This is a genomic window from Halodesulfovibrio sp. MK-HDV, assembly GCF_009914765.1.
Lineage (GTDB): Bacteria > Desulfobacterota > Desulfovibrionia > Desulfovibrionales > Desulfovibrionaceae > Halodesulfovibrio.
The window spans coordinates 186354-199364 of the sequence record NZ_WYDS01000004.1 but is presented as its reverse complement, the minus strand read 5'-3'; the positions used below and the strand labels follow the sequence as shown (position 1 = coordinate 199364).

The 13011-nt window shown below is 45.2% G+C and carries 14 protein-coding genes; 11 read left to right on the top strand and 3 right to left on the bottom strand.

Annotated elements, in window-relative coordinates:
* The first annotated feature begins 4 nt into the window (after positions 1-4).
* The 3 genes from lipB to MKHDV_RS04770 all read left to right on the top strand — a co-directional run bounded on the left by lipB (position 5) and on the right by MKHDV_RS04770 (position 3146).
* Positions 5-649, top strand: a complete 645-nt coding sequence (gene lipB / locus MKHDV_RS04780) for a lipoyl(octanoyl) transferase LipB (RefSeq protein WP_160712784.1) — start codon at positions 5-7, stop codon at positions 647-649.
* Positions 591-1490, top strand: a complete 900-nt coding sequence (lipA, locus tag MKHDV_RS04775) for a lipoyl synthase (protein WP_160712782.1) — start codon at positions 591-593, stop codon at positions 1488-1490. Before lipB ends, lipA begins: the two co-directional genes overlap by 59 nt.
* A gap of 327 nt (positions 1491-1817) precedes the next feature.
* Positions 1818-3146, top strand: a complete 1329-nt coding sequence (locus tag MKHDV_RS04770; RefSeq protein ID WP_160712780.1) for a glycerate kinase — start codon at positions 1818-1820, stop codon at positions 3144-3146.
* 278 nt (positions 3147-3424) lie between these two features.
* On the opposite strand, the gene MKHDV_RS04765 is transcribed toward MKHDV_RS04770, so the two are convergent.
* Entirely contained in the window at positions 3425-3700 is a 276-nt protein-coding gene (locus tag MKHDV_RS04765; protein ID WP_160712778.1) for an HU family DNA-binding protein, read from the bottom strand.
* A 353-nt stretch (positions 3701-4053) separates the two neighbouring features.
* On the opposite strand from MKHDV_RS04765, the gene MKHDV_RS04760 reads away from it, so the two are divergent.
* The 4 genes from MKHDV_RS04760 (at position 4054) to MKHDV_RS04745 (ending at position 7465) form a co-directional block, all read left to right on the top strand.
* On the top strand, positions 4054-4521 hold the full coding sequence (locus MKHDV_RS04760; protein ID WP_160712776.1) for a GyrI-like domain-containing protein: 468 nt from the start codon (positions 4054-4056) through the stop codon (positions 4519-4521).
* Between the two features lie 15 nt (positions 4522-4536).
* Positions 4537-5091 carry a hypothetical protein gene (locus tag MKHDV_RS04755; RefSeq protein WP_160712774.1) on the top strand — a complete coding sequence of 185 codons (555 nt, stop codon included), beginning with the start codon at positions 4537-4539 and terminating at the stop codon, positions 5089-5091.
* 4 nt (positions 5092-5095) lie between these two features.
* The gene (locus MKHDV_RS04750; protein WP_160712772.1) at positions 5096-6139 is read left to right on the top strand and encodes a tetratricopeptide repeat protein; all 1044 of its coding nucleotides are present in this window, start codon (positions 5096-5098) and stop codon (positions 6137-6139) included.
* Between the two features lie 975 nt (positions 6140-7114).
* Positions 7115-7465, top strand: a complete 351-nt coding sequence (locus tag MKHDV_RS04745; protein ID WP_160712770.1) for a hypothetical protein — start codon at positions 7115-7117, stop codon at positions 7463-7465.
* On the opposite strand, the gene MKHDV_RS04740 is transcribed toward MKHDV_RS04745, so the two are convergent.
* Positions 7462-8310 carry an MBL fold metallo-hydrolase gene (locus MKHDV_RS04740; protein ID WP_160712768.1) on the bottom strand — a complete coding sequence of 283 codons (849 nt, stop codon included), beginning with the start codon at positions 8308-8310 and terminating at the stop codon, positions 7462-7464. The genes MKHDV_RS04745 and MKHDV_RS04740 overlap by 4 nt on opposite strands.
* A gap of 261 nt (positions 8311-8571) precedes the next feature.
* On the opposite strand from MKHDV_RS04740, the gene MKHDV_RS04735 reads away from it, so the two are divergent.
* The 4 genes from MKHDV_RS04735 to zupT all read left to right on the top strand — a co-directional run bounded on the left by MKHDV_RS04735 (position 8572) and on the right by zupT (position 12423).
* A complete protein-coding gene (locus MKHDV_RS04735) occupies positions 8572-9771 on the top strand; it encodes an aminopeptidase (protein WP_160712766.1) in 1200 nt (399 codons plus the stop codon).
* Between the two features lie 177 nt (positions 9772-9948).
* Positions 9949-11091 carry a GGDEF domain-containing protein gene (locus tag MKHDV_RS04730; protein ID WP_160712764.1) on the top strand — a complete coding sequence of 381 codons (1143 nt, stop codon included), beginning with the start codon at positions 9949-9951 and terminating at the stop codon, positions 11089-11091.
* A gap of 44 nt (positions 11092-11135) precedes the next feature.
* Entirely contained in the window at positions 11136-11462 is a 327-nt protein-coding gene (locus MKHDV_RS04725; RefSeq protein WP_160712762.1) for a hypothetical protein, read from the top strand.
* Positions 11463-11586: 124 nt separating this feature from the next.
* The gene (gene zupT, locus MKHDV_RS04720) at positions 11587-12423 is read left to right on the top strand and encodes a zinc transporter ZupT (RefSeq protein WP_160712760.1); all 837 of its coding nucleotides are present in this window, start codon (positions 11587-11589) and stop codon (positions 12421-12423) included.
* Here the strand turns inward: zupT and MKHDV_RS04715 are convergent.
* Complete coding sequence (locus MKHDV_RS04715) at positions 12401-12754, bottom strand: hypothetical protein (protein WP_160712758.1); 354 nt, start codon at positions 12752-12754, stop codon at positions 12401-12403. The genes zupT and MKHDV_RS04715 overlap by 23 nt on opposite strands.
* Between the last annotated feature and the right edge of the window lie 257 nt (positions 12755-13011).

Genomic DNA, 13011 nt, shown 5'->3' with positions numbered 1-13011 from the left:
TACGATGCGTGTTGTTGATTTGGGACTCATTTCCTATGCTGAGGCTGAAAAGATTCAAAAAGAAACTCTGGCAGAAGTTGTTGAAGGGGCAGAAGAAACGCTGTTCCTCCTTGAACATCCGCCGGTAATCACACTTGGTCGCAACGGTGGCAGAGAGAATCTGCATGTCAGCGATGAGTTTCTACAACAACAGAACATCGAACTTGTCCACTCTTCAAGAGGTGGCAATATTACTTGCCATTTCCCCGGTCAGTTGGTCGCGTATCCAATCTTTCGCGTTGCCAAAAAACCGGGTGGAATGCGCGGACTTTTTACAGACCTTGAAGAGGTCGTAATACAAACATGTTCTCATTATGGATTGGATACAACCAGGCAGGAAGGCAGGCCCGGTGTATGGATTGGGAACAGAAAGATTTGTTCCATTGGCATCGCCATGCGTAAATGGACAAGCTACCACGGACTTGCATTCAACGTTTTAACCGACGTCGATTTATTTTCTTTAATCACTCTTTGCGGTCTTTCAGATGCAGAGCCTACTTCGCTCGAAAAAGAACTTGGCCGCAATGACATAGACATGCAGGAAGTAAAACATGTGCTCACAGAAGCGTTCAGAACCGTATTTGCGGATTCCACCTTGGCTCAGGGTTAAAATACCTTGCAACAAGACATATGCTGCAACAACTGAACTGGTAAAAGACCTTAATCTTAATACAGTATGCCAAAGTGCAAAATGCCCGAACATGTTCGAGTGCTTTACATCGCATACAGCTACTTTTTTGATTATGGGCAACACGTGCACCCGTAACTGTGCATTTTGTAATATCAGTAATGATCCAGTTGAAATGCTTGATACTGATGAACCATCGCGCGTGGCTGAGGCCGCAAAACGCCTTGGCCTGAAGCATGTGGTGATCACTTCTGTAACCCGTGATGATTTATCTGACGGGGGTTCAGAGCACTTTGCAAAAACAATCCGTGCGGTCCGTGAAGCTGTCTCAGACTGTAGTATCGAAGTACTTATCCCTGACTTTCAAGGTAGTAAGGCTTCACTCCAGATAGTTATTGATGCCCAGCCGGACATCATTAACCACAACGTGGAGACGCCGCCGATGTATTACGACGAAATCCGCCCTCAGGCAGATTACGAGCAAAGCTTAACGTTGCTTCGGCGCGTTAAGGAAGCGGGTTGCCGCTCCAAATCCGGCCTTATGGTGGGACTTGGTGAAACAGACGAAGAGGTACGTGGGGTAATTGATGATCTCGCAGCAATTAACTGTGATATCGTGACCATTGGCCAGTACATGCGCCCTTCCCGTCTGCATCCTGAAGTAAAACGCTACGTGCACCCTGATGTATTTGAAGAATACGCAGAATACGGAAAGAGTAAGGGCATCAAACATATGTTCAGTGCCCCTCTTGTCCGCTCTTCTTACAACGCAGCAATGTTTGCTGAAGAGCAAAAGGCTGAATCTGTAGAATCTGCTTTATAGAATAGTTTTGTACGCCGCTATCCCGCGTAGGGATGGCGGCGTACTTTCGTATCGGCCGCGCTGTATGAGCACACTACGCACCAGACACAGCGCAGGAACTCTCCGATGTTGCCGAATGATTGCGGTGACACGACCAACCAAAATCTATTACACTAAGGGGAGGGGGCACAGAAAGCTGAAATCTTCCGCGACTATCAGCTTCTACAAATAACAATTCTTTTTGCGTGTAAAGTTCGGATCTTTCTTGCTGTTTATGCTGGAGAAGTTCTCCTTTTCTGGTAATCGCAGCACGTTTCGTCAACCGATTATTCCCAGAGAAAATCTACTATGAACGCACATCCAAAAGACATGTTACACCAAATACTCGGCGCTGCGCTCACTGCGGTTGCGCCAGATAAAGCCGTCAGTAGATTTGTATCCCTTGATGGGGATACCCTGCTTATTGACGACGTAACCTACTACCTTAATACCTTTGACAAAATATATGTTGTCGGTGCCGGTAAGGGTGCAGCCCCTATGGCAGCCAAGCTGGAAGAAATACTCGGTGACAGAATTACAGACGGTGTTATTTGCGTAAAATACGACCATACCGTACCGCTTCATATTATCCGCACTGTTGAAGGAGCACACCCTGTTCCAGATGCAAACGGAGAACTCGGCGCACACGCTATTCTTGATCTTGCTGCTAAAGCTGGAAAAAAAGATCTTGTACTCTGCTGTATTACTGGCGGAGCAAGTGCCCTGACACCTGCGTTGGTGGACGGTATCTCTTTAGATGAAGGCAAGCAGGCGACACAGTTACTTCTGGAATGTGGCGCTAACATCAATGAAATAAACGCAATTCGTAAACACATGTCCATATTCGGCAGTGGCAATCTTGCCCGCGCCGCATACCCTGCCCCACTTGCAGCATTGATTATTTCAGATGTTGTGGGGGACAATTTAGACGTAATAGCATCCGGCCCTACGTCGCCGGATAACTCTACATTTAAAGACTGCATGGACATTCTTGAACGCTACAAATTGATTGAAAAAATACCTGTCAACATCTTGGCACACATGCAAAAAGGCGTAGATGGAACCATCTACGAAACACCGAAAACAGGTGATCCATCATTTGATTCTGTACAAAACCTACTTGTAGCAACAAACGAACAAGCATTACAGGCTGCTGCTGAAAAGGCCGAAGAGCTCGGCTTTACTCCACAAATTGTTACTTCAACAATGAATGGTGAAGCGCGCACTGTAGCAGAAGATATAGCTAAGCAGGCTCAGGATGCTGCTAAGTCGAAAACAGAAAAACTCTGCTTACTTTCCGGTGGCGAAACAACCGTTACGCTCACAGGGAAAGGAGTTGGGGGAAGAAATCAGGAAATGGCGCTGGCAGCAGCGGTTGCTCTTGATGGGTGTCCTAATATTGCAATGCTATGCGCAGGCACAGACGGATCTGATGGTCCGACCGATGCAGCAGGTGGTTTTGCCCTTCCAGATTCTCTTGTACGTGCGAAAGAGTGCCGCATAGACCCACAGGTCTATCTGGCAGATAACGACTCTTACAACTATCTCAAAGGCACAGGAGATCTCTTGCAGACCGGACCAACGTTAACAAACGTGATGGACATTTGCATTACGCTGGTACAATACGAACCCTTTTAACAAACGCGCTTCCAACTCACTAAAAAGAAATCCCGGTCTGACATATGTCAGACCGGGATTTTTATATTCAAAGCAATAGATGCTTGAATTATGCACTGAGATATCATCAGTGCTCCAGATTAAAGAAATGACTCATTGCTGCGTTGCCGCGAAAATCGGGATCATGGAACAAGTCACACGTTCACTCAATTTTCCACGCATAGCATTGTGTAGTTGTATTTCAATCCGGAATAGTGCAACAGGCAAAAGCCTGAATGCGTCAGGTAAGTTTCAAAAAATTATTTTACAACTTCTTTGAGAGTTTTACCTGGAGTAAACTTAACAACTTTAGTTGCTGCAATTTCGATTTCTTCACCTGTGCGAGGGTTGCGGCCTTTACGTGCTGCGCGCTCAACAACTTTGAAGCTACCAAAACCGGTGAATACTACAGACTCGCCGTCCATAAGTGCTTCAGTGATAGTTTCGATGGTGGATTCGAGTACAGTTTCAGCCTGAGATTTAGAAGCAAGGTTAGCTTTAGTGAAAAGCTTTTCTACAAATTCAGCTTTTGTCATGAAGTTCTCCATTACATAATGTATGAGTTTAACAGACCAGTGTGATCTGATAATTTTTAATCAGGCGCTCGCGCCAGCAAAGAGCAATCGCAAAGCTTAGTCAGTTTGTCAATACGGAATGCCCCGAAAACTGTTAATTCTCAGGCGTTGAGGGCTTTTTGTGACTTTTTTACCCCAATATGGACAATCTTTCATCTTCAACAATGCCAATGCGCTGCCCGAAACGAAGCAAATGCTCCCAGTTCGGAGCTTAGTACACCCTCTCAGTGTACTTTTTTAATACGTAGACTCACGGGTTGCTGTTCTATGCCATTTCACTATACAAGTAAGCTCAATACAAGGAGCATTCTGCAATGGAAGTTGTTATTGATACGCTACCCGACATCCGTGTAGCAGCCGTTCGAGAAATTGGCCCATATGCCACATCTGCACCGCTAGCGTGGAGTCAGCTTTCTTTGTGGATTGCCAAAAATGATCTGTTGTCACAGCATTCAATATTTTTAGGGTTACGCCACGACTCCTCGGCCACTCCGGAGAATCAGCTACGTTATGACGCTGCTGTGAGTATTTCTGATGAAATAGACTCTGCCGGTATTGCGAGAGAGATCTTTGTCCCCGGCGGCGAATTCGCCATGTACACCCACCACGGCTCATACGACACAATGAATGATGCATGGAACAAGTTGTACTGGGAATGGCTCCCTACCAGTGGGAGAACGCCTGCAGATCAACCTAATATTGAAATCTATTTAAGTGATACGACCTTTTCTGCCGATAAAGAGATATTGACCAGACTCCTATTACCACTTCAGCCCATATAAACTTCTGGAGGCCACATGTTTCGCGCTCACCGATCTTTAGTATTCATCCTTTGCGCAGTACTGCTGACCATTTCCGGCTGTGCATCATCCCAAGTACGTTTACGGTATGTTCCAGCAGAAGAGCTTCCTGCTGTGGAAAAGCAGCACAAAGCGACAATTGGTATTGTTCAGTTTACTGACGCACGCACCACAAAAATTCTTGGCATCGAAAAGGGCAAGGAATTAACTCCCGTGTCCAATGTTGCAGCTTGGGTTACACGAGGGCTCGAAAACGAGCTCACCCGCCAAGGCGCAACCGTTGAATACGTTCTTAGCCCAAGCCAAATTAAAAATCTTCCAACTCGTGTAACTGGCACCATTACACAGCTCAAGGTCACACCTCTTTCTGCAGGTGAATACCGTGGCGAACTTACTATCGCAGTTGGTGTAAACAATGGGTTACAGACAACCTACAGAGCAACCGTGGTAAAACAAGGCGTGCCGTACACCAACATCATTGAGCCGTTACTTGCCGAGTTATTACAGGAAGCAATTAATCCTGCTGTCCCAATGATTCTTCCCGCCCAGTAGTACTATGAAAATGCTTCAATCTCTTACTGCTGTTCTTACGACAATAGGCTTGTGCCTCTGCACCTATGCGCCAGCGCTTGCTACACCAGAGCCGCTTGCTCCTGTGCCTTTTTCGCATACAGTAAAAATCAACTATGGCCACTCGCTTACCCAGCAGGCAGCCACAGTCATTGCTGAAGCGTTTGCACTGCACGGAGCATTCATTCGTGCATCCCGATGGATTGAATATCGGCAAGAAACTGCATTGAGATCAAGTAAGTCGCCAGCACTGTCAGTAAGGGAAGAGGCCATTGTCGCAACCCAGCTCTACAAGTTTCATCGATCAAAAATATTCCGGACTAAGGACATAGATGGCAACTACATTAACGTAGAGGTCACGGTTTCCCCAATCAAACAGTTCGATGAAAAAAGGTTGCTTGCACTTAAACCGACAAGTTGTTCAGCAATTCATGAAGCCATGTTCATGGCAGAAGAAGGCTACCTGCAAGATTTTTCGGCAAAAGTTTTTGGCGACAAGCAGAAAACCTATTTGCTTAATCTTGAGTCAAAAACACAGTTCTTTTTTGACAATCTCGCAAACAGGCTACGCGCTCTTAAAGCGTACAGAAAGCTCGTTCCAGAATACGATCAGGGACTCTGGAAAAATCCAAAGCAAATGCTTGAAAAAGTAAACCTGCTTCTGCGATCTGCTCCAAATGAGCCAATCCTTCTGCATGCAAAAGGAAGCATCCTTTTTCAGCTGAAAGATACCGTCGAAGCTATTCGTTACTACAATGACGCCATTGATCTGGAACCAGACCTCACTGTGGCATTGCACGACAGAGGCACAGCGTACGTACGGGCAAATCTCGCGTACATGGCGATCGTAGATTACGACAAAGCCATCTTGCTATCGCCCGACAATCCACATCTTTACATCTCGCACGGTTCAGCAGATCTTGTGCTCAAAGATTACATCTCTATGTGCGTAAATTACCGCAAAGGATGTGAACTAGGTTTTTGTAAAGAATTGAATTGGGGCATCGCCCGTGGAATGTGTAAGCGGTAGGATCTGCCTTTTTGTCTTTTATGCTTTTGTGCCTGCGGCGCTTTTTGAGGTTTTGTTATGCCTCCGGCGGGCAAAGGGNCCAGCCCCTTGCATCCCCGCGANGAGGGACGCCCTCTCGACTGCGATTAGCGATTAGCTTTCATTTCTTTATGCACATTTCGGCTTACTGGTAAATTCAATAAAAAAGGATGGAGTTTTTAACTCCATCCTTTTTTTGTTCTTTTTGGGAATGACCCGTAACCATTTCTTGATCAATCAAATACCAACATCACTCATCTCAACATACTTCCATTATCCAACCGAAAGGTTTTCTTGATACATTCAACAATTTATCTCTTGAATATTCCAACATTTTCCATTCTTAACAGATAAATATTACGCTTAATCTTACTCTTTTAATGTTCGTGAAGTGGGAGGCGTGGAGGGACGAGGGATGAGCGAAATGTTTGAGGACAAGGCATCAGGGAAAATTCGAACGAAGGCGTAGCAGTGCTACGTCGATGTGAAGGATTTTCACTGATAACGCAGTAATCGAGCATTGCAGCCATTCATCGTCCCTCCACGCCCCCCACTTCACGAACCACAAAAGACGAGTCGGCCGTGCCCGAGGGGTAAGGGGCACGGCCGACGCTGCAAGGGAGGAGGATGAGTTGTGTGGCATCGCTGCCTTGCCACACTGCAAGTCAACTGCTGCCGGTCGACTTGGCTTAACTCTGCTGTCTCCGCAAACCTTCGGAAACAAGCATCCATGTATCCACCATACCCTGAAAAAGGGAGTTCGCTATTATATTCTGCGTTCTTAGCCACTGCTTTTTCTTTGTTTAAATCATGTAGATATAAAAAAGCACTAAAACACTTAACTCTCTAGACTCATTGCGCATTCAGTATTTATATCTCGGCAAATTCTTTGCACAAAATAACGCTCACCTATAAACAGGCTAACAGCCGCCATATACAGGGGTATAAAAGGATAATTTGGGTCTAAAAAATGCTCTCGGGCACCTTGAAGTTCAAAAACTTGGAGAGTATGATCAACCAATGATTGACATTAACCGGACTATCCCGACAGTGCTCTCGCGTGTCGCCTCGTTAGAAATTTTGCAGGGAATTCGTATTGCCACGTTCAAAAAAGATCGACACATAACAATACGTCGAATCAGTGACACAACACTGCGCATTACTCGACACGGATTTACCGACGCCGAGTATGAGCTGGATGAAAGTAAGTTGAAAAAAGAGATGAAGACACTACTCAAGCAGGAATTTCCTCGTAGCAACAAGGTGCACTTAAGTTCTGTCTCGAATGAAGAATTGAAAAATAGCTAGGACAACACGATTTCAGAGCCTTCGCGCATTGCGAAACATAAAAGCCTTGGAGAACGCTGGGCAGCCTCACGCTTGCATTCTTCTATAATAGTAGATAGTTGCTCATCGGTTCGATCTGAGTCGTGATGAAACAATCCAAATTGCTGAACACCTGCCGCAATCGCTAGTTCCAGCGCCTGTCTCCATGAAGAATGACCACGCCCTTTCCAGTTAATATATTCATCACACGTGTACTGCGCATCATGTACGAGTAAATCAGCTCCGCTGCATAGTCGGACATATGCAGCAAAATCCATATTCGCACCATGATCGAACCCAAGTTCGTTATCTGGCAAATACACCACGGTCTTGCCGCGTTCTGTAATTTTAAACCCCGCACAACTACCGGGGTGTGAGGCAGGAATGGATGTTACAAACGCGCTCCCTATTTCTCTTACATGCCCATGTTCCAATGCAGGCTTCCATTCAATTGCGGCCTCCACTGAACGGGTGCACTGCGGAGAAAACACCTGCGCTTCCAGAGGATCACACATTTTTGACAATTTATTCCGCAATTCCTTATGTTCAAAAACGATGATGCGCGTATTAACAGTATATAACGGCTCAAAAAATGGAAGCCCTTCCAAATGGTCGTCATGTCCATGCGTAAGTAACAGGGAGTACTCCAGCCGTTGTTCTTTCAAAAGAGCATTACCGAGATTACGTATGCCTGTTCCGGCATCACAAATGATAACTGACTGATCAGATGTGCGCACCTCAAGACATGATGTTGCTCCACCATAAATCTGCGTTTCCGAACCGGAAACCGGTATATTCCCGCGTGCTCCCCAACATCGAATAAACATACACTCCCCTCTGGCAAGAATTCTCAGAATATATGGTATAACCATACAATCTAATTTCAAACAGGTACATTACATAAATGATCAATCCTAAAAGATGATGTATCATGCGCACATTCGCACTGCATGACTCATTACATTACGCTGAAATCCCCTTGCACTACTGCCTTCTTCCGGTCACAATTTAAAAAACTGTGTTTTCTTAGAACAGTAACAATTTCAGAATACAGCAAATGCATCTGCTGAAGTCTGAACGGAGAATATATGTACGACACTTTAACATTGGAACGATACGCCGAAGTACTCTATTGGGCATTATCAAGAGCTCGCACTGCCTCGTACAAAAAAAGCGATATCATTCTGGTAAATTACGACATAGATGGACTTCCTTTGGCAGAAGAGGTGTGCTCTCTCCTCCATGACAAGGGAATGATTCCGGTACCTCGTATGAATGAAACGCCTCGTATGCAGGTTGATAAATACTCCAAGGCCAACAACAAGCGCCTTACTACGATCATTCCTGGACAGCGCGATTTATACAATCATCTAAATGGATCTATCTCCATTTATGCCCCTGCATCACTTGGTCATCTCGCGGATATTGATCCAGAATTAATTGCGATGCACGGAAAAGCGCAGCAACCGCTACGTTCTATTATGCAAACACGGGAAGACATGGGTGTGTTCAGCTGGACATTATGCATGTATCCTACACAGGCATTGGCTGCACAGGCAGGACTTAGCCTTGAAGAATATGCCCGTCAGATTGAAAAGGCATGTTACCTCAATAAGCCAGATCCAACGCTTGAATGGCGTCTGTTTGCAAAAAAAGTAGATGAGCTGACAGAATGGCTGGACAGTTTTGGCGACTGCACAATGCAGATCGAATCAGAATCAGTGGATATGAGCGTTCGAATCGGACAACGTCGTAAATGGGTTGGCTTTACCGGCCGTAACATTCCATCGTTTGAAATGTATGTTTCACCGGACATGCACCATACAACCGGCGTATACAAATCCACTCTTCCAACATTCCGTTCCGGCAATATCATCGGAGATATTCAACTCATATTTAAAGAGGGACGCGTAACTAAAGTTACAGCTGACCATAATCAGGCTTTTGTAGAACAACAGCTTAATCAGGACGCTGGCGCTGCTCTTGTGGGTGAATTTGCACTGGTAGACAAACGCTTCTCTCCTATTTCTGCATTCATGGCGAACACCTTATATGATGAAAACCATGGTGGAGAGAATGGATCAATGCATATTGCATTAGGTAATTCTTATTCAAACACCTTTAGTGGCGATACAGAACAACTAACAGAAGATACGAGAAAAACTCTTGGATTCAATTCCTCTGCTCTACATTGGGACTTGGTGAACACAGAAGAAAAACGTGTCGTCGCAATTCTTCCAGACGGAAAACGCAAAACCGTTTATGAAAATGGAATGTTCACATTATAGAGGTTCCTATAACACTCTGGTAAACGCTCCATACATACAACCCCCCTTTTATATTGACTTCACTACATCAACTACCATAGTAAATATGTAGACATACTATCTAGTGGGCGCACGATTCTGTTATGCGCCCACTTCATTTTTAGAATTATTCTGAAAATAAAGCAGGTAGGGGGTGTTATGAAAACAAGTACAATAAGCACAGAAGACCTTAAAGATATTATCTATCACAAGAATTTAAAAATCGGTACTTATTGGGTTCTTTTCTCTTCCTGCGTCCTTCAAACATTAAATATATACTATGTTATTAAAGACCATGAACTGATTACACCATTCGGCGTGATCTGTAACACAGTCCACACTTCCTTTCTCATCATTGGCGCAATATGCATTCATTTTGCAGTCAAAAGTAAACGTGCCTCGCATCCTAGCTGGCTCGTAGCAGCCCTCTGTATTGGCCTCTTCTGGGCTGCTTCTACAGTAAATACAGCTTACTTTTGGAACGCACCGGAACCTGCCTCCCGTGGTGTTGTTATTGGTGCTTTTTCACTGGTAATCGGCTGGTATGCACGTCCGGCATTACTGCTTGCAGCTTTCCCTACAATGCTTGTGGCATACTTATATCTGGTTATCGGATACAGCGATAAAACACCTCTCGGAATGTTACTTTCCGTACTGAAATTTCCTGCACTAATCTGTGGCAGCTTATACACCCTTCGCTACTGGCTTTCTTTCTGCACAGAACAATTTGTTGAAAACGAAGTTCTTACAGAAAAACTTAGAGCGATGGTACGCGTGGACGAACTGACCAAGATCGCAAACCGTAAAGGATATAACGAAGCCATCGATCAGGGGCTGGAAGTCGCTCGACGGTTCGAAAAGCCACTCGCCCTGCTTCTCATAGATGTTGATTATTTCAAACAGTACAACGACCATCTAGGCCATCAAGCCGGTGATCGTTGCATTAAAGGCATCGCAAAAGTTATTTCGAAACATGCACGCCGCGCTATTGATACTGCAGCAAGAATCGGCGGAGAAGAATTCGCGTTGATACTTCCCTCCTGCAACCAAGAACAAGCTATAAAAATCGCTGACCAAATGCAGGATGCTCTTGCAAAGCTGATGATTTATCACCCCGCATCACCAATCAGCCCTAACGTGACCTTCAGTATCGGCATTACAGAATACATCCCCAAAGATGACGCAAGCTCTCTCTACAGAAGAGCAGATATGGCGTTGTATGATGCAAAACACCAAGGACGGAACTGTTTTGTTGTGGCAACTGATCCAAACGCCAGCGACGAACAGCCGCCTGCTGTGTAATTTTTTCTTGCCCGCCGACAACAAAGAAGGCACCATCTGCCCCCATGGAACACATTCTTATTAAAGTATACGGAAGCATATCAAACGCCAGTCCTGAACTCTTTGCAGCCGCACTGGCTATGATTGAAGAACAGGACGAAAATGCAGTTGAGTTGGATGGCACATTCTTTACCATCAGCTTTGAAGGCATTTATTTTATGATGGATGAATTCATAGACGCGATTAAACCGCACCTCACCAAAGAATGCTCAGGACGCATCGACTACATTGATGTAGACGAATGGAACCTGACACGATTCTGGATAGAAGGTGGGCTGATCACACAAAATACTGTAGATCTAAACCACGTAATGGATCACTCCGGGCATTAAGATATAAAAAACCGCTGTAAGACATTCAGCGGTTTTCTTATGTAGTTCTATACAACCAATTTATTTTTAATTTGGTATACTCACACCTTACATACGCCTTCTACATCTCCACGTAAGGACCCCCATGCACGATTCTGAAACTATTTTCTTTGCCTTCGGGCTCACACTCTTTGCCGGTCTGGCAACAGGCATCGGCTCTGTGCTTGCTTTTTTCACAAAGAAAACAAACACGAGCTTTCTTTCCGTCGCGCTGGGATTTTCTGCCGGAGTCATGCTTTATGTGTCGTTCGTAGAAATTTTCGTGAAGGCAAAAATAGCATTGCAAGCAGAACTGGGTGATGTGCATGGTATGTGGGCGACGGTTGCCGCGTTCTTTGGTGGGGTACTCTTCATCGGTATCATCGACAGGCTAGTCCCGTCCGAAGAAAACCCGCATGAAATTCATAAAATTGAAGAAATTGATTCGCTAGAAGACAAGATGGAGCAGGAAACACCCGAGCAAAAAGATAAAAAACTGCTCAGGATGGGTGTCTTTACCGCGCTTGCCATTGGCATTCATAACTTTCCTGAAGGGCTTGCAACCTTTACGGCAGCATTAACCGATCCTAACCTCGGTTTTGCCATTGCCGTTGCTATCGCTATCCACAACATTCCGGAAGGAATCGCTGTTGCAGTTCCTATCTACTATGCAACAGAAAGTAGAGGCAAAGCCTTCACCCTGTCGTTCCTTTCCGGACTCGCAGAGCCGGTAGGTGCGCTCATAGGCTACTTATTACTTATGCCTTTCCTCACGCCGACTGTATTCGGCATCATTTTCGCCAGCGTTGCCGGGATTATGGTCTTCATCTCGTTAGATGAACTGCTCCCAACTGCTCAAGAATACGGTGAACATCATCTTTCAATGTACGGACTGGTACTCGGAATGGCCGTAATGGCGCTTAGTCTTCTACTTTTTTTGTAGGACACGTTTCACCGTACCGCCCAGCGCCGTGTGCCATTCGGTTCACATTAGCATCTTCATACGAATCAAGAGTGTACAAACGAATTTTGTTGGAACGCGGGAATTCTTTTTTCAGCAATGTTTTCAACAGTCGTTTTACTTTTTCTGCGCTCTGATTATCCCACACTTCCTGAAAAAATCCATCCTCGATCACGCGAAACGAATCTTCGCCACAGCAAACAATTACGACAGAACGGTTGCGCTTGAATGAACGCATGTCTACGCACTGCCCAACCTTCAACTTTTTCATGCGCTTCAAGACTGAGTCTATTGAAGTCTGCTTACTCGTCATTCATTTCTCCAGCAACAGACCTCCGGTGGGCAAGGGCTCTGCCCTGCACCCGCAAGGGGGACGCCCCCTTGACCGCGAGTTAAACGTCGCATGTTTTCAATTTTTTTTCGATAAGTTGAAATCCCTCCAACCCTTTTGTTCAGGAGGGGAGCCTGAGAGGAAAATTCATTTAAATCAAGAATGATTAGATTGAGACAAAGGCGTGCAATGCAAGGCACGAGGAAAAACCAAGATCGATTCATACATGAAGGTATGTG

Coding starts and splice junctions, on each gene's coding strand:
- lipB (WP_160712784.1), top strand. CDS start 5: ATGCGTGTTGTTGATTTGGGACTCATTTCCTATGCTGAGGCTGAAAAG.
- lipA (WP_160712782.1), top strand. CDS start 591: ATGTGCTCACAGAAGCGTTCAGAACCGTATTTGCGGATTCCACCTTGG.
- MKHDV_RS04770 (WP_160712780.1), top strand. CDS start 1,818: ATGAACGCACATCCAAAAGACATGTTACACCAAATACTCGGCGCTGCG.
- MKHDV_RS04765 (WP_160712778.1), bottom strand. CDS start 3,700: ATGACAAAAGCTGAATTTGTAGAAAAGCTTTTCACTAAAGCTAACCTT.
- MKHDV_RS04760 (WP_160712776.1), top strand. CDS start 4,054: ATGGAAGTTGTTATTGATACGCTACCCGACATCCGTGTAGCAGCCGTT.
- MKHDV_RS04755 (WP_160712774.1), top strand. CDS start 4,537: ATGTTTCGCGCTCACCGATCTTTAGTATTCATCCTTTGCGCAGTACTG.
- MKHDV_RS04750 (WP_160712772.1), top strand. CDS start 5,096: ATGAAAATGCTTCAATCTCTTACTGCTGTTCTTACGACAATAGGCTTG.
- MKHDV_RS04740 (WP_160712768.1), bottom strand. CDS start 8,310: ATGTTTATTCGATGTTGGGGAGCACGCGGGAATATACCGGTTTCCGGT.
- MKHDV_RS04735 (WP_160712766.1), top strand. CDS start 8,572: ATGTACGACACTTTAACATTGGAACGATACGCCGAAGTACTCTATTGG.
- MKHDV_RS04730 (WP_160712764.1), top strand. CDS start 9,949: ATGAAAACAAGTACAATAAGCACAGAAGACCTTAAAGATATTATCTAT.
- MKHDV_RS04725 (WP_160712762.1), top strand. CDS start 11,136: ATGGAACACATTCTTATTAAAGTATACGGAAGCATATCAAACGCCAGT.
- zupT (WP_160712760.1), top strand. CDS start 11,587: ATGCACGATTCTGAAACTATTTTCTTTGCCTTCGGGCTCACACTCTTT.
- MKHDV_RS04715 (WP_160712758.1), bottom strand. CDS start 12,754: ATGACGAGTAAGCAGACTTCAATAGACTCAGTCTTGAAGCGCATGAAA.